The organism is Streptomyces sp. NPDC059452 (genome assembly GCF_042750035.1).
GTDB lineage: Bacteria > Actinomycetota > Actinomycetes > Streptomycetales > Streptomycetaceae > Streptomyces.
This window is the reverse complement of the sequence record NZ_JBHYVE010000025.1, coordinates 30,371-50,146: the sequence shown is the minus strand read 5'-3', so window position 1 is coordinate 50,146 and position 19,776 is coordinate 30,371. Positions and strand designations below refer to the sequence as shown.

The 19,776-nt window shown below is 74.4% G+C and carries 5 protein-coding genes; all 5 read left to right on the top strand.

All coding sequences use genetic code 11. From position 1 onward, the window contains the following. The first annotated feature begins 74 nt into the window (after positions 1-74). Positions 75-10,712: an SDR family NAD(P)-dependent oxidoreductase gene (locus tag ACFW9Z_RS28080; RefSeq protein WP_384645367.1), complete on the top strand. Its 10,638-nt coding sequence runs from the start codon at positions 75-77 to the stop codon at positions 10,710-10,712. 31 nt (positions 10,713-10,743) lie between these two features. Next, positions 10,744-17,346 (top strand): type I polyketide synthase, encoded by a 6,603-nt coding sequence (locus ACFW9Z_RS28075; RefSeq protein WP_384645366.1) that lies wholly within the window; start codon positions 10,744-10,746, stop codon positions 17,344-17,346. 34 nt (positions 17,347-17,380) lie between these two features. Beyond that, positions 17,381-18,250: a 3-hydroxyacyl-CoA dehydrogenase family protein gene (locus ACFW9Z_RS28070; RefSeq protein ID WP_384645365.1), complete on the top strand. Its 870-nt coding sequence runs from the start codon at positions 17,381-17,383 to the stop codon at positions 18,248-18,250. 116 nt (positions 18,251-18,366) lie between these two features. Next, positions 18,367-18,648 carry an acyl carrier protein gene (locus ACFW9Z_RS28065; protein WP_084752324.1) on the top strand — a complete coding sequence of 94 codons (282 nt, stop codon included), beginning with the start codon at positions 18,367-18,369 and terminating at the stop codon, positions 18,646-18,648. Beyond that, the gene (locus ACFW9Z_RS28060; protein ID WP_384645364.1) at positions 18,641-19,756 is read left to right on the top strand and encodes an acyl-CoA dehydrogenase family protein; all 1,116 of its coding nucleotides are present in this window, start codon (positions 18,641-18,643) and stop codon (positions 19,754-19,756) included. Before ACFW9Z_RS28065 ends, ACFW9Z_RS28060 begins: the two co-directional genes overlap by 8 nt. The last annotated feature ends 20 nt before the right edge of the window (positions 19,757-19,776 follow it).

Here is a 19,776-nt window from a genome sequence, read left to right as displayed (position 1 = left end):
GTCCGCGCCGTCTGCGCACTCCGCGCATCCCGATACGAGACCCGAGCAGCCCGAGACGAAAGCAGCGGTGTCCAGTGAGCGACCAGAGGATGCGCGAGTACCTCAACCGGGTGACCATCGACCTGCGGAACACCCGGCAGCGGCTCCGGGAGGCCGAGGCCCGTACGAGCGAACCGATCGCGATCGTGTCCATGGCCTGCCGCTTCCCCGGCGGTGTCCGCACCCCGGAAGACCTGTGGGACCTGCTCGCCGACGGCCGCGACACCGTCGCGGCCGTCCCCGGCGACCGGGGCTGGGAGACCGCCTGGCCGTCCGGCGGCACGGTCCCCGGACGGGGGGCGTTCCTGGACGGCGCGGCGGACTTCGACCCGGAGTTCTTCGGCATCTCGCCTCGTGAGGCGGTCGCGATGGACCCACAGCAGCGGCTGCTTCTGATGGCCTCCTGGGAGGCCGTCGAGCAGGCCGGAATCGACCCGCTCACGCTGCGGGGCAGCCGTACCGGGGTGTACGCCGCGGCCATCGACCAGGGGTACGCGACGCTGGGCCCCGGCGCCGCCGAAGCCGTCCAGGGGTTCCTGATGACGGGGAACTCGATGAGCGTGATGTCCGGGCGGGTGTCCTACGCGCTCGGTCTCGAAGGTCCCGCCGTCACCGTGGACACCGCCTGTTCGGCCTCGCTGGTGGCGCTGCACCTCGCGGCGCGGGCCCTGCGGGCCGGTGAGTGCTCGCTCGCGCTCGCCGGCGGGGTCAGCGTGATGGCGCTGCCGGCGGTGTTCGTCGAGTTCAGCCGGCAGGGCGCGATGTCCCCCGACGGCCGCTGCAAGCCGTTCGCGGCGGCCGCGGACGGCACCGGCTGGGGCGAGGGCGTGGGGATGCTGCTGCTGGAGCGGCTGTCGGACGCGCGCCGCAACGGCCGTACGGTACTGGCCGTACTGCGCGGCTCGGCGATCAACCAGGACGGTGCCAGCAACGGCCTGACCGCCCCCAACGGTCCCTCCCAGCAGCGGGTGATCCGGGCGGCGCTCGCGGATGCGGGCGTGACCGCGTCGGAAGTGGACGCGGTGGAGGCGCACGGCACCGGCACCACCCTCGGCGACCCGATCGAGGCCGACGCGCTGCTGGCCACGTACGGCCGGGACCGGCCCGCCGACCGCCCGCTGTGGCTGGGGTCGCTGAAGTCGAACATCGGACACACCCAGGCCGCCGCCGGGGTCGCCGGGGTCATCAAGACGGTCCTCGCGCTGCGACACGGTGTCCTGCCGCGCACCCTGCACGTGGACGCGCCCACTCCGCACGCCGACTGGTCCTCGGGCGCCGTCGAACTCCTCACCGAGGCCCGCGACTGGCCCACCGTCGACCGGCCGCGCCGGGCCGGGGTGTCCTCGTTCGGCATGAGCGGCACCAACGCGCACGTCGTCCTCGAACAGGCACCGGAGTCGGAGTCGGAGTCGGCCGAGGGGTCGGAGCCGGAACCAGCCGACGGGCCGGAAGCGGTGTCCGGCGCTCCGGATACCGCGACCGAGGAGCCGGACGCCGTGGCCGGGCCGAGCACGATGACCGGTCCGCAGCCCGGGCCGAGCACGATGACCGGTCCGGTGCCCGGGGCCGGGCCGTCGGTGGAGTCGGCGGGCGCGCCCGGGGCCGCGATGCCCTGGGTGCTGTCCGGCCGCACCGCGTCCGCGCTCGGGGACCAGGCGGCCCGGCTGCGCGCCCGGCTCGCCACGGACGCGCCCGCACGGCCTGCCGACATCGGGTTCTCGCTGGCGACCACCCGGTCCGCCTTCGAACACCGGGCCGTGGTGATCGGCGACGGGTACGACGCACTGCTGAACGGGCTCGCCGCCGTGTCCGCACCGGGCATGCACCTGCTCACCGGCCAGGCTCCGGCCCCCGACCTGGGCCTGCCTCCCGGCCCGTCCCCGGCTTCCGACGTGGTCCCGGCTTCCGACCAGGCCACCACCGCCGACATCGTCACCGGCACCGGCCGGGTCGTCGAGGGCCGGACGGCGCTGGTCTTCCCCGGTCAGGGCTCCCAGTGGGCCGGAATGGCACAGGATCTGCTCGCCACCAGCCCCGTCTTCCGGGACCGCCTCGCCGCCTGCGACGCCGCCCTCTCCGCCCATGTCGACTGGCGGCTCCCCGCCGTCCTGGAGGGCGCGCCCGGGGTCCCCTCCCTGGAACGGGTGGACGTGGTGCAGCCGGTGCTGTGGGCGGTGATGGTGTCACTGGCCGCGCACTGGGAGTCCTGGGGCGTCCGGCCCGACGCCGTGGTCGGGCACAGCCAGGGAGAGATCGCCGCCGCCGTGGTGGCGGGAGCGCTGAGCCTGGAGGACGGGGCGAAGGTCGTCGCCCTGCGCAGCCGGGCCATCCGGGCGCTGGCCGGACTCGGCGGCATGGTCGCGGTGTCCCTGCCCGAGGACGAGGCCCGCGCCGCGATCGCCCCCTGGGGCGAGAAGCTGTCGCTGGCCGCCGTCAACGGGCCCGCCGCCGTGGTGGTTTCGGGGGAGCCGGAGGCCCTCGCCGAACTGCTCGCCCACTGCGCCGCACGGGGCGTACGGGCCCGGTCCGTACCCGTGGACTACGCCTCGCACTCGGCCCAGGTCGAACGGATCAGGTCCGAGGTGCTGGCCGCGCTGGCCGACGTACGCCCGCTCCCGGCCCGGACACCGCTGTTCTCCACCGTCACCGGCGACCGGCTCGACACCACGGCCATGGACGCCGACTACTGGTACCGCAACCTCCGTGGGACCGTCCGCTTCGACGCGGCCGTACGCTCCCTGGTCGAGCAGGGCCACGAGGTCTTCGTCGAGGTGTCGCCGCACCCGGTGCTGACCATGGCCCTCCAGGACACCGCCGAGGCCACCGGAGCCGCCGAACCGCCCGTGGTCGTCGGCACCCTGCGCCGCGACGACGGCGGACTGCGCCGGGCCCTGCGCTCGGCCGCCGAACTGTGGGTGGCGGGCGCGGCCGTCGACTGGTCCGCCGTGTACGCCGGTACCGGCGCCCGCCCGACCGGCCTGCCCGGATACCCCTTCCAGCTGCGGCGCTACTGGCTGGAGCCGGAGGCGGCGCCCGACAGCGGACCGGCCGCCGCCGACCCGCACGACACGGCCTTCTGGCACATGGTCGACCACGACGCCCCGGCCGAGATCGCCGCCCGCCTCGCCGTCGACGAGGACGCCCTCGCCCCCGTACTGCCCGCCCTGCGCGGCTGGCGCGAACAGCGGCGCGAGGAGAGCGTCATCGACTCCTGGCGCTACCGCATCGGCTGGCAGGCCCTGCCCGACCCGCCTGCCGCCACCCCCGCCGCCGTCGGCACCTGGCTCGTCGTCCTGCCCGCCGGACACGACGACGCACAGGTACGCGGCCCGCTGCTCGCCCTCGCCGAAGCGGGTGCCACCGTCGTCACGGCGGAACTCACGGCCGACGCCGTCCGCCGCACGGACCTCGCGGACACGCTCGCCACCGCCCTCGGCGACCTCGTCCCGACGGGCGTGCTGTCGCTGCTGGCCGCCGCCGACCTGCCCCACCCCGACCACCCGGCCCTGCCCACCGGGACGGCACTCACTGTCGCCCTGGTGCAGGCCCTGGGCGACCTTGCCCTCACGGCACCCCTCTGGTGCGCCACCGCCGGGGCGGTGTCCACGGGCCCGGACGACCCGGTCACCCGCCCCCGACAGGCGCTGGTCTGGGGCACCGGACTGGTGGCCGCGCTGGAACTGTCCGCCCGCTGGGGCGGACTCATCGACCTGCCGCCGGACCTCGACGCCTGCGCCCGGACCCGGCTCACCGCCGTACTGACGGCCTACGGCCCCGGCACGGACGGCCCCAGAACGGACGGCATCGGCACGGACGGCATCGGCCGCGAGGACCAGCTCGCCCTGCGCCCCACGGGCATCCTGGCCCGCCGACTCCGGCGCGCCCCCCGGAGCGACAGCCGTACGAGCCGTACGAGCCGTACGAAGCAGTGGAAGCCCCGTGGCACCGTCCTGCTGACCGGCGGCACCGGAGCCGTCGGCCCGCACCTCGCCCGCTGGCTGGCCCGCAGCGGCGCCACCCACCTCGTCCTGCCCGGCCGCCGAGGCCCCGAGGCGCCCGGCGCGGCCGAACTCACCGCAGAGCTTGCCGCCCTGGGCGTACGACTGACCCTGCCCGTCTGCGACCTGGCGGACCGTCAGGCGGTGGCGGCGCTGCTCACCGACCTGGAGGCGGCGGGCGACCCGGTCGCCGCGGTCGTCCACGCGGCCGCCTTCGTCGCGCTCGCCCCCCTGGACGGCACACCGATGTCCGCGTTCGAACAGATCGTCGCCGCCAAGGCCACGGGCGCCGAACACCTCGACGCCCTGCTCGACCGCGAACTCGACGCCTTCGTCCTGTTCTCCTCGATCGCCGGAGTCTGGGGCAGCGGCGACCACGGCGCCTACGCCGCGGCCAACGCCTACCTCGATGCCCTGGCCCAGCACCGCCGGGCCCGCGGCCTCACCGCCACCACCGTCGACTGGGGCATCTGGCAGGCCGAGAACCCCTGGCAGGACCGCGTCGCCGGAGAGGACGCCGACCTGTTCAACCTGGAGCAGCACGGCCTCCCCCGGATCGCCCCCGACCTCGCCGTCCACGCCCTGCGCCAGGCGCTCGACGACGACGAGACCGTCCTCACCGTCGCCGACGTCGACTGGGAACGGTTCGCCGCCGTCTTCACCTCCACCCGTCCCAGCCCGCTGCTCACCGGCATCCCCGAGGCCCGCCGCGCCCTGGAGGCCGCGACCGGGGACACGGAGGCACCCGCCGCCGCACTGCTGCGCCAACGGCTCGCCGCCCTCGGTGAATCCGAACAACACCGCCTGCTGCTCGAACTGGTCCGCACCCACGCCGCAGCCGTCCTCGGCCATGCCACGGTGGACGCGATCCGGCCCGGCAAGGCCTTCCAGGACATGGGCTTCGCCTCCCTCACCGCGGTCGAACTCCGCAACCGGCTCAACACCGCCACCGGACTGCGGCTGCCGTCCACCCTGATCTTCGACCACCCGTCGTCCACCGCGCTCGCTCAGGAGATCCGCACCGAACTGCTCGGCCGACAGGCCACCGAACCGGACTCCTCCGAACCGGACTCTTCCGAAACGGGCTCCTCCGAACTGGGCTCCTCCGAAACGGGCTCCTCCGAACCGGACTTGGACCGCTCAGGGCCGGACCGTTCCAGCCTGGACACCGCCGTGCATCCGCCCGCACCCGACGACGACCTGATCGCGATCGTGTCCATGGCCTGCCGCTTCCCCGGCGGCATCGGCACCCCCGAAGACCTGTGGCGCCTGCTCGCCGACGGCGGCGACGCCGTCTCCGACCTCCCCACCGACCGGGGCTGGGACATCGAGGCCCTCTACGACCCCGACCCCGACCACCCCGGCACCTCCACGACCCGGCGTGGCGGCTTCCTGCACAACGCGGCTGATTTCGACGCGGAGTTCTTCGGCATCTCGCCGCGCGAGGCCCTGGCCATGGACCCCCAGCAGCGGCTGCTCCTGGAAACCACCTGGGAGGCGATCGAGCGCGCGGCCATCGACCCGGACGCCCTGCGCGGCAGCCCCACCGGAGTGTTCACCGGGGTCAACTACGCCGATTACGCGGCGGTCGTCGCCCAGTCGGAAGAAGGAGACGGCCACCTGCTCACCGGCAGCGCACCCAGCGTCGTATCCGGCCGGGTCGCCTACACCCTGGGCCTCGAAGGCCCCGCGGTGACCATCGACACGGCCTGCTCCTCCTCCCTCGTCGCCCTGCACCTCGCAGGCCGGGCGCTGCGCGGCGGGGACTGCTCGCTCGCCCTGGTCGGCGGCGTCGCCGTGATGGCGACCCCCGGCGCCCTCATCAGCTTCTCCCGTCAGCGGGGACTCGCCGAGGACGGCCGCTGCAAGGCGTTCTCGGACGACGCGGACGGCATGGGCATGGGCGAGGGCGTCGGCGTCCTCCTGCTGGAGCGGCTGTCGGACGCCCGCCGCAACGGACACCCGGTCCTGGCGGTGGTACGCGGCTCCGCCGTCAACCAGGACGGAGCCAGCAACGGCCTCTCCGCCCCCAACGGCCCCTCCCAACAGCGGGTTATCCGGGCGGCGTTGGCGGACGCGGGGCTGGTGGCGTCCGAGGTGGACGTGGTGGAGGCGCACGGCACCGGCACCACCCTCGGCGACCCCATCGAGGCCCAGGCGCTGCTGGCCACATACGGCCAGGACCGGCCCGCCGACCGACCCCTGCTGGTCGGCTCCCTCAAGTCCAACCTCGGCCACGCCCAAGCGGCATCGGGGGTGGCAGGGGTCATCAAGACGGTGCTGTCCATGCGGCACGGACAGGTGCCCCGCACCCTGCACGTCGGCACGCCCTCCGGCCACGTCGACTGGACACGCGGGGCGCTGGCCCTCGCGACCGAGCAGCAGCCCTGGCCGCTCCACGGCCGCCCCTTCCGGGCCGGAGTGTCTTCTTTCGGCCTGAGCGGCACCAACGTCCACACCATCCTCGAACACGCACCCCTGGAAGACGATGGCCCGACGGCCGAGCGCATCCCCCTGCCGGCGGCGGTGCCCTGGCTGCTGTCGGCGAAGAGCCCGGGGGCACTGCGCTCCCAGGCCGACCGCTTACGCCGCCACCTGGACGGCGGCAGCCCCGTGCCCGACCCGCGCGACATCGGGTCCGCCCTGCACGCCCGCACCGCCTTCGAGTACCGGAAGGCACTGATCGGAGACCGGGACCAACTCCCTACCCTGCTGGGCCGGATGGCCGACGACGACTCGGGAGCGTGGGACGGCGGCCGCACGGTCGACGGCCGTTCGGTGTTGGTGTTTCCGGGTCAGGGTTCGCAGTGGGTGGGGATGGCTGCGGAGTTGCTGGGTGGGTCGGAGGTGTTCGCGGGGCGGATGGGTGAGTGCGAACGGGCTCTGGAGCCTTACGTCGACTGGTCGTTGACGGAGGCGTTGGGTTCGGAGGAGTTGTTGGCGCGGGTTGATGTGGTGCAGCCGACGCTGTGGGCGGTGATGGTGTCGTTGGCGGAGGTGTGGCGGTCGTTCGGTGTGGCGGTGGATGGGGTGGTGGGTCATTCGCAGGGTGAGGTTGCTGCGGCGTGTGTGGCGGGTGGTTTGAGTTTGGAGGACGGGGCGCGGGTGGTGGCGTTGCGTTCTCGTGCGGTGGGGGTGTTGGCGGGCCGGGGTGGTATGGCGTCGGTTCCGTTGCCGGTGGAGGAGGTGCGGGAGCGGTGTGCTTCCCGGGGTTTGTCGGTGGCGGCGGTGAACGGGCCTTCTTCGACGGTGGTTTCGGGTGACGCGGATGCCGTTGCCGGGCTCGTTGAGGAGCTCACCGCTGAAGGTGTGCGGGCGCGGTTGATCGAAGTGGATTACGCGTCGCATTCCTCCCATGTGGAGGAGATCCGCGAGCGGTTGCTCGCCGACCTGAAGGACATCACTCCGCGTTCGGGGTCGGTGCCGTTCTTTTCGACGGTGACGGGTGGCTGGCTGGATACGAAGGGGCTGGACGCGGAGTACTGGTACCAAAACCTCCGTCGGACCGTCGAGTTCGGGAAGGCGACGGAGACGCTGCTGGCCGATGGTTTCCGGTTCTTCATCGAGTCGAGTCCGCATCCGGTGCTGGGTGTGGCGGTGGGGGAGTCGGTGGAGGCCGCTGGTGTGGAGGCTGCGGTGCTGGGGACCCTGCGGCGTGATGAGGGTGGTCCGGAGCAGGTGTTGCGTGCGGTGGGTCGTGGGTGGGAGCGGGGGTTGGGGGTCGACTGGTCGGGGGCGTTCCCGGGGGCGCGGCGGGTCGAGTTGCCGACGTACGCCTTCCAGCGCAGCCGCTACTGGCCCGAGCCGGCGCCCACCACGGCGGCCGATGTGGGCTCGGCCGGGCTCGACCCCGCCGACCACCCCGTCCTCGGAGCCGCCATCGAGCTGGCCGATACGGGTGAACTGCTGCTCAGCGGTCGGTTGTCGCTGCGCACCCACCCCTGGCTCGCCGACCACGCCGTGGCCGGTACGGTCCTGCTGCCCGGCGCGGCCTTCGCGGAACTCGCCGTACGCGCCGCAGATGAGGCCGGATGCCACACGGTGGAGGAACTGACGCTCCAGGCGCCGCTGTTGATCCCCGCCGACACCGCCGTACGCCTGCAAGTACGGGTCGGTGCAGCGGACGCGCACGGCGGCCGCTCCCTGGACCTGTTCTCCTGCCGTGAGGACGCGACGGTCCCGCACTGGACCGCGCACGCCACCGGCGTACTCACCGCCGACTCCTCGACCCGTAAGCCGCCGCCCGCACCCGGACCGGACGACGTCGGCTCCTGGCCCCCGCCCGGCGCCGTCCCGATCCCCGTCGACGACCTGTACGAGCGGTTCCACGCCTCCGGCTACGGTTACGGACCCGCCTTCCGAGGGCTCACCAGTGCCTGGCGCCGAGGCGACGAGATCTTCACCGAGGTACGCCTGCCCGAGGGCCAGCACCGGTCCGCCGCCGCCTTCGGCGTGCACCCCGCGCTCCTGGACGCCGCCCTCCAGGGGCTGTTCCTGCGCGCCCGGCCGGAGACCGGACCGGGCCCGGACCGGCCGTCCGCCGGACTGCCGTTCTCCTGGAGCGGGGTCAGGCTGCACGCCTCCGCGGCCACCGCGCTCCGGGTACGGCTCGGCTTCCGGCCGGACGGATCGGTGGCGATCGACGCGACCGACCCGAACGGCCTCCCGGTCGCGTCGGTCGAGGCACTCGCCGTCCGCCCGATCGATCTCGACGCCCTCCGCCCGGGCGGTGGCCCGGAATCCCTCTACCGGCTCCAGTGGTCGGCGGTGCCCGACACCGCACCCGCCGGTCCCCTCGGGCCCTGGGCCGTCCTCGGCGGCCGGGACCTGTTCCCGGACAGCCATCCGGACCTGGCCGCGCTCGGTGCCGCGCTGGACGGGGGAGCGCCGTCGCCCGCCGCCGTACTGGCCTGGTGCGACCCCACCCCGCGCTTCGCGTCCCCGCCCGACGCCGCATCCGTACACACCGCACTGGACGACGCCCTGCGGCTCGTCCAGGAGTGGCTGGCCGACCCGCGTTGGGACGACGGCACCCGGCTCGTACTCGTCACCCGGGGCGCGGTCTCCACGGCAGCCGGTGAGGAGGTCACCGACCTCACCGGAGCCGCCGTCCGCGGCCTCGTCCGCTCCGCCCAGTCCGAGCACCCGGACCGCTTCCTGCTGATCGACACCGACGACCCGGCCGCCGTGACCGGCCTGCTGCCCCGGGCACTGGCCGGAACGGAACCCCAACTGGCGATACGCGCCGGACAACTCCTCGCCGCCCGCCTCACCAGGGCCACCATCACCACGGACCCGAGCCCGGACCCCACCACGGATCCGAACCCGGGCACGGACGCGCTCGCGGGCCCGGCCCCGGCCTCGGCCTCGGACCCGGCCCCGTACACACCGTCCCGTATCGCCGCGCCTGGCGGAACCGTCCTCGTCACCGGAGCGGGCGGCGCGCTCGGCGGTCTGGTGGCCCAGCACCTCGTGACCGCGCACGGCGTACGGAACCTGCTGCTCGTCGGCAGGCGCGGCGCGGCCGCCCCGGGTCTGGCCGACCTCGCCGCCGAACTGCGCGGCCTCGGCGCCCGGGTGGACGTGGAGGCGTGTGACGTCGCCGACCGGGACGCGCTCGCCGCCCTGCTCGCCGGCATCCCCGCCGACCGCCCGCTGAGCGCGGTCGTCCACGCGGCAGGCGTCCTGGACGACGGTACGGTCGAGTCGCTGACCCCCGAGCGGATGCGCCACGTACTACGGCCCAAGGTCGACGCGGCTTTCCACCTGCACGCCCTCACCCGTGATCTGCCGCTGTCGGCCTTCGTCCTGTTCTCCTCCGCGTCCGCCACGGTCGGCAACGCCGGTCAGGGCAACTACGCGGCCGCCAACGCCTTCCTCGACGCGCTCGCCCAGCATCGCCGGGCTCTCGAACTGCCCGCCCAGTCACTCGCCTGGGGCCTGTGGGAACGCCGCAGCACCATGACCGGCACGCTCACCGCCGCCGACCTGCGGCGCATGTCCCGGGGAGGCACCGCGGCCATCGGCAGCGAAGAGGGGCTGGCGCTGTTCGACGCGGCCCTCACCCTGGACGAACCGCTGCTCGTGCCGGTCAGGATCGATCTCGGCCGGCTCCGGGCGGCGGCCCGGACCGCACCTGTCCCGGCCCTGCTCTCCGCCCTGGTCCCCGGCACCGTACGCCGCCCCGCCTCCGGGGCGGACGCCGCCGAGGCCGACTCGCTGCGCCGCCGGTTGACCGGCCTGCCCCCGGAGGAACGCCTCGCCACCCTGCTCGACCTGGTACGGAGCCGGGGCGCCGACATCCTCGGCCACGGCGGAGCCGGGAGCATCGACCCGGACCAGCCGTTCAAGGACCTCGGCTTCGACTCGCTCACCTCCGTCGAGCTCCGCAACCGGCTCAGCACCGCCACCGGCCGCAGGCTGCCCGCGACCCTGGTCTTCGACCACCCCACCCCGGCCGCCGTCGCCGCCTACCTCAGCGGGCGCCTGGTACCCGACGGGCCGGGCGGCCCCGCCACCACGGGGAAGGCCACGGGGAAGGCCGCCGCGCTCCTGGACCTCGCCGACCGGCCGGAGGCACCGGCGGACGCCACCGGCACTCCCACCGCCGACGACATCAAGGACATGGCCGTCGACGAACTCGTCCGGGTGGCCCTGGGCGGCGAACGTGACTGACCGACAGCCGCAGAAGGAGAAGCCGAACCCCATGCCCACCGACACCGACACGGATCAGGTGGTCGCCGCCCTGCGCGCCTCGCTGCTGGAGAACCAGCGCCTGCGACAGGAGAACCGACGGCTCCGTGACGACTCCGCCGAGCCCGTCGCCATCGTGGCGATGAGCTGCCGCTACCCCGGCGGTGTGCGCACCCCGGAAGACCTGTGGGAGCTGCTGGTCAAGGAACGCGACGCGGTCTCGCCGTTCCCCACCGACCGGGGCTGGGACGTCGAGGGCGGCTTCGACGCGGACCCCGACACCCCCGGCACCTTCTACGTCCGTGAAGGCGGCTTCCTCCACGACGCGACAGGCTTCGACCCCGGCTTCTTCGGTATCTCCCCGCGCGAGGCCCTGGCCATGGACCCCCAACAGCGGCTGCTGCTGGAGGCGTCCTGGGAGGCGGTGGAGCGCGCGGGCATCGACCCGACGACCCTGCGCGGCAGCCGTACCGGCGTCTACACCGGAGTGATCTACGGTGAGTACGCGTCCCGGCTCGACCGGGTGCCCGACGAGGTGGAGGGCTTCCTCGGCACCGGCAGCATCCCGAGCGTCGCCTCGGGCCGGATCTCCTACACCCTGGGCCTGGAAGGCCCGGCGGTCACCCTGGACACCGCCTGCTCGTCCTCCCTGGTCGCCGTCCACCTCGCCTGCCAGGGGCTGCGCTCCGGTGACACCACCCTCGCCCTGGCCGGCGGGGTGACCGTGATGTCCACCCCTGGCCTGTACGTCGGATTCAGCCGCCAGCGCGGCCTGGCACCCGACGGGCGCAGCAAGTCCTTCTCGGCCGCGGCGGACGGAGCCGGGTTCGGGGAGGGCCTGGGCCTGCTCCTGCTGGAACGGCTCTCGGACGCCCGGCGCGCGGGGCATCCCGTTCTGGCCGTCATCCGGGGCTCGGCCGTCAGCCAGGACGGTGCCAGCAACGGACTGACCGCCCCGAACGGGCCCGCGCAGCAGCGCGTGATCGGCCAGGCGCTCGCCCGTGCCGGACTCGCCCCGGCGGAGGTGGACATGGTGGAGGCGCACGGCACCGGCACCGTGCTCGGCGACCCCATCGAGGCCCAGGCGCTGCTGGCCACGTACGGTCAGGACCGGCCCGCCGACCGCCCGCTGTGGCTGGGATCGCTGAAGTCCAACCTGTCCCACACCCAGGCCGCCGCGGGCGTCGGCGGGGTGATCAAGTCGGTGCTGGCGATGCGGCACGGCGTGATGCCGCGCACCCTGCACGTCGACCGCCCCTCGCCCCGTATCGACTGGACCGAGGGAGCCCTCTCCCTGCTCACCGAGGCCACCCCGTGGCCGGAGACGGGGCGGCCGCGCCGGGCGGGGGTGTCCTCCTTCGGAGCCAGCGGGACCAACGCCCACGTCATCCTCGAACAGGCCCCCACAGCAGCGACCGGCGCGACGGTCGTTACCGCCCCAGCAGTCCCCACCGCCCCCACCGTCCCCACCGCAGCGACTGGAGGACCAACGGCCGTCCCCAGCAAGCCGGTTGACCCGACCGCCACGCCGGAACCGGTGCCCGCCGCCGTCCCCTGGATCCTGTCGGCGCGTACTCCGGACGCGCTGCGCGCCCAGGCGGCGGCGCTGCACGAGCGGGTGGTGGCGGAACCGGGCCTGAGCGTGGTGGACGTGGGCCATTCGCTGGCGGTGGGGCGTTCGCGGTTCGCGGAGCGTGCCGTGGTGGTGGGGGCGGACCGGGGCGAGCTGCTGGCCGGTGTCGCCGCCCTGTCGCGGGGCGCCCGCTCGGCGGACGTGGTGACCGGAAGTGGGCAGCTCCCGGGCCGTTCGGTGCTCGTCTTCCCGGGCCACGGCTCGCAATGGGTGGGGATGGCGGCGGAGCTGCTGGGTGAGTCGGAGGTCTTCGCGGAACGGATGGCGGGGTGCGGGCGGGCCCTGGCGCCTTACGTCGACTGGTCGTTGACCGAAGCACTGGGCTCGGAACGGCTGTTGGCGCGGGTCGATGTGGTGCAGCCGGTGCTGTGGGCGGTGATGGTGTCGCTGGCGGAGGTGTGGCGTGCGTTCGGCGTCGTTCCGGACGCCGTGGTCGGCCATTCCCAGGGCGAGATCGCGGCCGCCTGCGTGGCGGGTGGTCTGAGCCTCGACGACGGGGCCCGCGTGGTCGCGCTGCGGTCCCGTGCGGTGGCGGCGCTGGCGGGCCGTGGCGGCATGGCGTCGATCCCGTTGCCGGTGGACGTGGTGCGGGAGCGCACCGCCCCGTGGGCGGGCCGGCTGTCGGTGGCCGCCGTCAACGGCCCCTCGTCGACGGTGGTTTCGGGTGATGCGGACCCGGTCACGGCACTGGTGGAGGAACTCCTGGAGGAAGGGGTGTGGGCGAGCCGCATCGAGGTCGACTACGCCTCGCACTCCTCCCACGTGGCGGAGATCCGCGAGCGCCTGCTGTCCGACCTGGACGGCATCACCCCCCTCTCGGGGACGGTGCCGTACTACTCCAGCGTCACCGGCGGCCTGCTGGACACGAAGGCCCTGGACGCCGAGTACTGGTACCGCAACCTCCAGCAGCCGGTCGAGTTCGAGCGGGCGACCCGCTCGCTCCTCGCGGCCGGGCACCGCGTCTTCATCGAGGCCGGCCCGCAGCCCGCCCTGATGTACGGGATCGAGGACACGGCCGCCGACGCGGGCGCCCCGGAGACGGTGGTGCTCGACACCCTGCGGCGCGGGGCCGGAGGACTCCGACGGCTTCAGACCGCCCTCGCCGAGGCACACGTCCAGGGCCTGCGCGTCGACTGGGAGCGGCTGTTCGCGGGAACCGGCGCCCAGCGGGTGGACCTGCCCACCTACGCCTTCCAGCGACGACGCTACTGGCTCGACGCCCTGCCGGCCGACCGGGACCCGGCGGCCACCGGCCAGTGTGCCGTGGACCACCCGCTGCTCGGCGCCGAGGTCGAACTGCCCGACGACGCGGGCACGCTCTTCACCGGCCGGCTCTCCGTGGCCACCCACCCCTGGCTCGCCGACCACGCCGTGGCCGGAGCCGTGATCCTGCCCGGCGCGGCCCTCGTGGAGCTGGCCGCGCACGTGGGCCGCCGCCTCGGCTGCGCTCTCGTGGAGGAACTGACCCTCGCCGCCCCGCTGCTGCTGCCCGGCGGTGCCGCCGACGACCACGCCGTACACCTGCGCGTACGGGTGGGTGCCGAGGACGGTACGGGGCGGCGCCCGGTGGAGTTCCACTCCCGGCCCGAGGCCACCCCCGGCGCCGCCACCCCGCCCTGGACCCGGCACGCGACCGGCACGGTCGCCCCCCAGGCCCCCCAGGACCCCTCAGCCGACGGGAACGATACGGCCGACGGGAACGACACGGCCGCCGGACCGGCCGGTGCGTGGCCCCCGCCCGGCGCCGCCCCCCTGGACGTGGACGAGCTGTACGGGCTGCTCGAAGCCCGGGGCGTCGCCTACGGCCCGGCCTTCCGAGGCCTGCGGGCCGCCTGGCGCACCACGGACGCGATCCACGCCGAAGTGGCCCTGCCCGACGACCTCCCCGGCACCGGAGCGGACGGCTTCGCCGTGCACCCGGCCCTCTTGGACGCGGCCCTCCAGACGACCGGTCTGCGCGAAGGCGCCGGGGCCGGGGAGCTTGCCGACGGCGTCCCCGGCGCTGGGAGCGGGGAGCCCGCCGACGGCGTCCCCCTGCCGTTCTCCTGGCAGCGCGTCGCGATCGAGCCCTCCGACGCGCCGGTCCTGCGCGTACGGCTGCGCCCCGACGGCCCCGACACCGTCGCCGCGCGGATCACCGACCCCTCGGGGCGTACCGTGGCGACGGTCGGCTCGCTCACCCTGCGCACGGCGTCCACCGCCGCGCTGCGGGCGTCCTCCGGCTCCGTCTTCCACATCGGCTGGACGCCGGTCACCGCCGGGCCCGGCCCGCGCCCGGTCACCCGCTGGGGCCTCCTCGGCCCGCGCGACGAGCGGCTGCTGCCGGTCGGCTTCCCCGCCGAACACCTGTCCGCGACCCCCGACGCGATGCTGCTGACCTGCCCCTCGTCCACCGAAACCGGGCCCCCGGCCGGTGCGACCGGGGACGCCCCCGCCCGGGACGCGGATCCCGAGGCGGTGCACACAGTCGCGTCCGGCGTCCTGGACCGCCTCCAGGCCCACCTGGCCGACGACAGCACCTCCCGTACGCCCCTGGTGGTACTCACCCGGGGTGCGACCGGCCCGCTCGGCCCAGGGCAGCAGCCGGTGGACCTCGGCGCGGCGGCCGTCTGGGGCATGGTCAGGGCCGCTCAGCTCGAACACCCCGACCGGTTCGTGCTGCTGGACACCGAAGGGCCCAACCCGGACGGTCTCGGCGACGCGCTCGCCGACCTCCTCGCCACGGGCGAACCACAGGCGGCCCTGCGCGACGGCGTCCTCTACGCGCCCCGACTGATCCGGCCACCGGCCACCACCGCCACGACCGTCACCACGGCCCCCGCCCCCGCCCCCACCCCCGCGTCGGCGACCCGGCCGACCGGCCCGTTCGGGCCGTCCGAGGGGACCGTACTGCTGAGCGGCGGCGGCGCTCTCGCGGCCGTCCTGGCACGCCATCTGGTCGCCGAGCACGGAGTACGCCACCTCCTCGTGCTGAGCCGTCGCGGCGCCGACGCCCCGGGCCTGCCGGAGCTGACGGCGGAGCTGGCCCAGGCAGGAGCCGAAGTGACCTCCGTACGCTGTGATGTGTCGGACCGTCAGGAACTGGCCGCCGCTCTCGCGGCCGTCCCCGAACACCATCCGCTGTGCGCCGTGGTCCACACCGCCGGAGTGCTCGACGACGGCCTGCTGGACGGGCTGACGGGGGAGCGGATGGCCGCCGTCCTGCGGCCCAAGCTCGACGCCGCCCACCACCTCGACCGGCTGACGCGCGGGGCGGACCTCTCGGCGTTCGTCGTCTTCTCCTCCGCCGCAGGTGTGCTGGGCAGCCCCGGCCAGGCGTCCTACGCGGCCGCCAACGCCGCGCTCGACGCCCTCGTCGCGGAACGCCGACGGCTCGGGCTCCCCGGCCTGTCCCTGGCCTGGGGGCCCTGGGAGCGGGTCAGCGGGATGACGGCGGAGCTCGACGGCGCCGAACGGCGGCGCATCGACCGGCGCGGTGCCCACGGCCTTTCCGACGAGGAGGCCATGGCCCTGCTGGACACGGTGTGCGGCGAGGACGCCGCCCCGCCGGGAGACGGGAGCCCCGTCGTCCTGGCCCACCTCGACCTCACCGTGCGCGGCGACGGCCCGGTCCACCCGATGCTGCGCTCCCTGGTCCGGCGCGGCCCGGCCGCGACGACCGGGGCGAAGACGACGCCGACCGCCGCAGCGGCGCTGCGGCACCGGCTCGACACCGCCGCCGACGCACAGGAACGTGAGCTGGTCCTGCGCGAACTCGTCCTCGCCCAGGCCGCCGAAGTCCTCGGCCACACCGACTCCGGGGCGCTGTCCGCGACGGTGCCCTTCCTCTCCGTCGGATTCGACTCGTTGACGGCGGTCGAGCTCCGTAACCGGCTGGCCGCCCTCACCGGACTGCGGTTACGGCCCTCCGCCGTCTTCGACAGCGCCACCCCCGCCGCGCTCGCGGCACGCCTCGCCACCGAGGCCCGGACGGAAGACACCCCCCGGCCCGAAACGGCCCCCGCGCCCGCGACCGCGACCGGCGCCACCGCATCCAGCACCGGCACAGACACCAGCACAGACACAGACGCAGGCACAGGCACAGGCACCAGCACAGACACAGGCACAGGCACCAGCACAGGCACCGACGCCGACGCCGACCCGGTGAGTGTGCTGTTCCGCCGGGCCTGCGCACTCGGCCGGATCGACGAGGGCATCGCCCTGCTCAAGAACGCCTCCGCCCTCCGCCCGGCCTTCCACAGCGGCGGCGACCTCGTGGCCGCCGGCACCGGCCCACGGCTGCTGCGCCTGAACGAGCGCGCCGATGCCCCCGTACTCGTCTGCTTCGGTTCCATCGTCGCCCTCGGCGGCGCCCACCAGTACGCCCGCTTCGCCTCCCGCTTCCGGGACCGCTACGCCGTAGCCGCCCTGGACGCCCCCGGATTCACCCCCGAGGAGGAACTGCCCGCCGATATGCCGGCCCTGCTGGACTTCCAGGCGACGACCCTGCTCCGGGAACTGCCCGGACGGACGCTCGTCCTGGCCGGTTCCTCCTCCGGCGGCACGCTCGCCCACGGAGTGGCCGCCGCGCTGGAACAGCGCGGCCAGGGCCCGGCGGCCGTGGTGCTGCTGGACACCTACCTCTCCGACAACCAGGGCATCACCCAGTTCAACGACGTTCTGCTGGGCGGCATGTTCGCCCGCGAGGACCGGGCGGCCCCGATGGACGGCACCCGGCTGACCGCGATGGGCGGCTATTTCCGGCTGCTCGACGACTGGAACCCCCCGGCGGTCCGTGCCCCGTTGCTGCTGGTCCGCGCCTCCACCCCGCTCGGCCGCCCGTCCGCCGAAGCCGGTGACTGGCGCTCGTCCTGGGCCGGAGCCGACACCGTCGTCGATGTTCCCGGCGACCACTTCTCGATCATGGAACAGCATGTCGCGACCACCGGCGACGCCGTCGCCGACTGGCTCGGCACCACCCTCCGAACCCCCGACGACCTGTGAAGACGGACGACCTGTGAAGACGAAGGAGAACCCGTTGACCGCGGCCCCGTACGACGACCCGCCCCCGCGACCCGCCCTCACCGTGCTGGGAGCCGGGGTGATGGGCGTCGGCATCACCGTCCTCGCCCTCGGACACGGCCTGCCCGTCCACCTGGTCGACATCGACCGGGAACGGCTCGACCGGGCCGCGGACCTGATCGACGGCGAACTCCGGCTGGCCGAGCTGATGGGCGCCCTGCCCGCCGGGACGCCCCTCGGCACCCTGGCCACCGGCACCTCGCTCAAGGCCGCCGCCCAGGCCACCGCCGTCATCGAGGCGGTCACCGAGAACGCCGCGATCAAGGCCGCCGTCCTGTCCGAGGTCTCCGGACTGGTCCGGCCCGGAACCCTGCTGATCACCAACACCTCCTCCATCCCCGTCGACGAACTGGCCGGGGCCCTGGAACGGCCGGAGGAACTGGTCGGCACCCACTTCATGAACCCGCCCTACCTGATCGGAACCGCCGAAGTGGTCCGCGGCGCCCGGACCGGGGACCCCGCGATGGCCGCCGTGGCGGCCCTGCTCACGGCGGTGCGGCGGCGGGCGGTGGTCGTCCGGGACGCACCCGGCTTCGTGACCAGCCGCATTCTGCACCCGATGATCAACGACGCGGCCCGGGTCGTGGAGGAGGGCACGGCGACCGCCGAGGACGTCGACGCCCTGATGCAGGGCTGCCTGGGACACCCCACCGGCCCGCTGCGCACCGCGGACCTGATCGGCATCGACAACCTCGTCGACTCCCTCACCGTGCTCCACGAACGCACCGGCGACGACGGCTGCCGCCCCACCGGACTGCTGCTCCGGCTGGTCCGCGAGGGCCGGCTGGGCCGCAAGTCCGGGCGCGGCTTCTACGACTACACCTGATCACCCCGACTACACCTGATCACCCCGACTACACCTGATCACCCCGACTCCACCTGACCACTCTGACTCCACCTGACCACTCCGATACACCTGATCACTCCGACGAGGAGACGGCCATGACCACAGCGAACACGCCCAACACCCATGACCTGGAGAAGGAGCTGCTGGAATTCCTGGAGGAGCGCACCGGCACCGCCTGGGACGCCGACACCGACCTGTTCGACGCCGGCGGCCTGTCGTCCCTGTTCGCCATGCAAGTGGTGGTGCACCTGGAGAAGACCTACGCCATCGCCGTGCGCGGCGCCGACCTGCGGCTGGACAACTTCCGCACCGTACGGCGGATGGCGGAGCTGGTGGACCGGCTCCGGGTGCCCGCCGCCGGGGGCCGGCATGGGTGAGGACCTGAGCGGTGCCATGACCTCCGTCACCCTTCGGGTCGGCGACCGGGCGGAGGAGTGGGACCGGACCGGCCTCATCCCGCTGGACCTGCTCCGCGAACTGGGCGCCGAGGGCCGGCTGTGCGCCGAAGTCCCGGAGCAGTACGGCGGCTGGGGGCTCAGCAGCATGCGCGGCGGCGCGTACACCGCTCACGTGGGCGGCCTGTGCAGCTCGCTGCGGAGCGTGATGACCTCCCAGGGTATGGCGGCGTGGACCATCCAGCGCCTGGGCACCGCCGAGCAGTCGGCCGCCCACCTCCCCCGGCTGACCGGTGGCGGACTGGCGGCGGTCGGCTTCAGCGAGCCCGGCGCGGGCAGCGACCTCGCGGCGATGGAGACGACCGTCCGCCGCGACGGCGACACGGTCGTCGTCGACGGACACAAGAAGTGGGTGACCGCCGCCCACTACGCCGACCTGCTGGTCGTCGTCGGCCGCTACGAGGACGGCGCGGTGGCCGTCGTGGTGCCCACCGACACGCCCGGCGTCAGGGTCGAGCGGATCGCCGACCCACTCGGCTGCCGCGCGGCCGGACACGCGGACGTCCACCTCGACGGGGTGCGGCTGCCCGCCGACAGCGTCCTGGGCGGTCACGGGCTGCCGCCCGCCCTGTTGGTGACGACCGCGCTGGCCTACGGGCGGATGTCCGTCGCCTGGGGGTGCGTGGGCATCCTGCGGGCCTGCCTCGCGGCGGCCACCGCGCACGCGACCGTACGGGAGCAGTTCGGCCGACCGCTCGCGGAGCACCAGCTCGTCGCCGGGCACATCGCCGACCTCTACACGGCCGAGCAGGTGGCCGCGCGGGCCTGCGAGCATGCCGCCCGCTGCTGGGACGAAGGGTCCCCGGACCAGGTGGTGGCGACCGTACTGGCCAAGCACGTCAGCGCGACCCAGGCCGCCCGGGGCGCGGCGACGGCCGTCCAGGTACTGGCCTCGGCCGGGTCCCGGGACGGGCACACGGTGGCCCGGGCGTACCGGGACGCCAAGCTGATGGAGATCATCGAGGGCAGCAACGAACTGTGCCGGCTGATGCTGGCCGAGCACGCCCTCTCCGCTCCGGGGGCACCATGAGCGGGCCCACGGTCGACGCG

Coding starts and splice junctions, on each gene's coding strand:
- ACFW9Z_RS28065 (WP_084752324.1), top strand. CDS start 18,367: ATGACCACAGCGAACACGCCCAACACCCATGACCTGGAGAAGGAGCTG.
- ACFW9Z_RS28075 (WP_384645366.1), top strand. CDS start 10,744: ATGCCCACCGACACCGACACGGATCAGGTGGTCGCCGCCCTGCGCGCC.
- ACFW9Z_RS28060 (WP_384645364.1), top strand. CDS start 18,641: ATGGGTGAGGACCTGAGCGGTGCCATGACCTCCGTCACCCTTCGGGTC.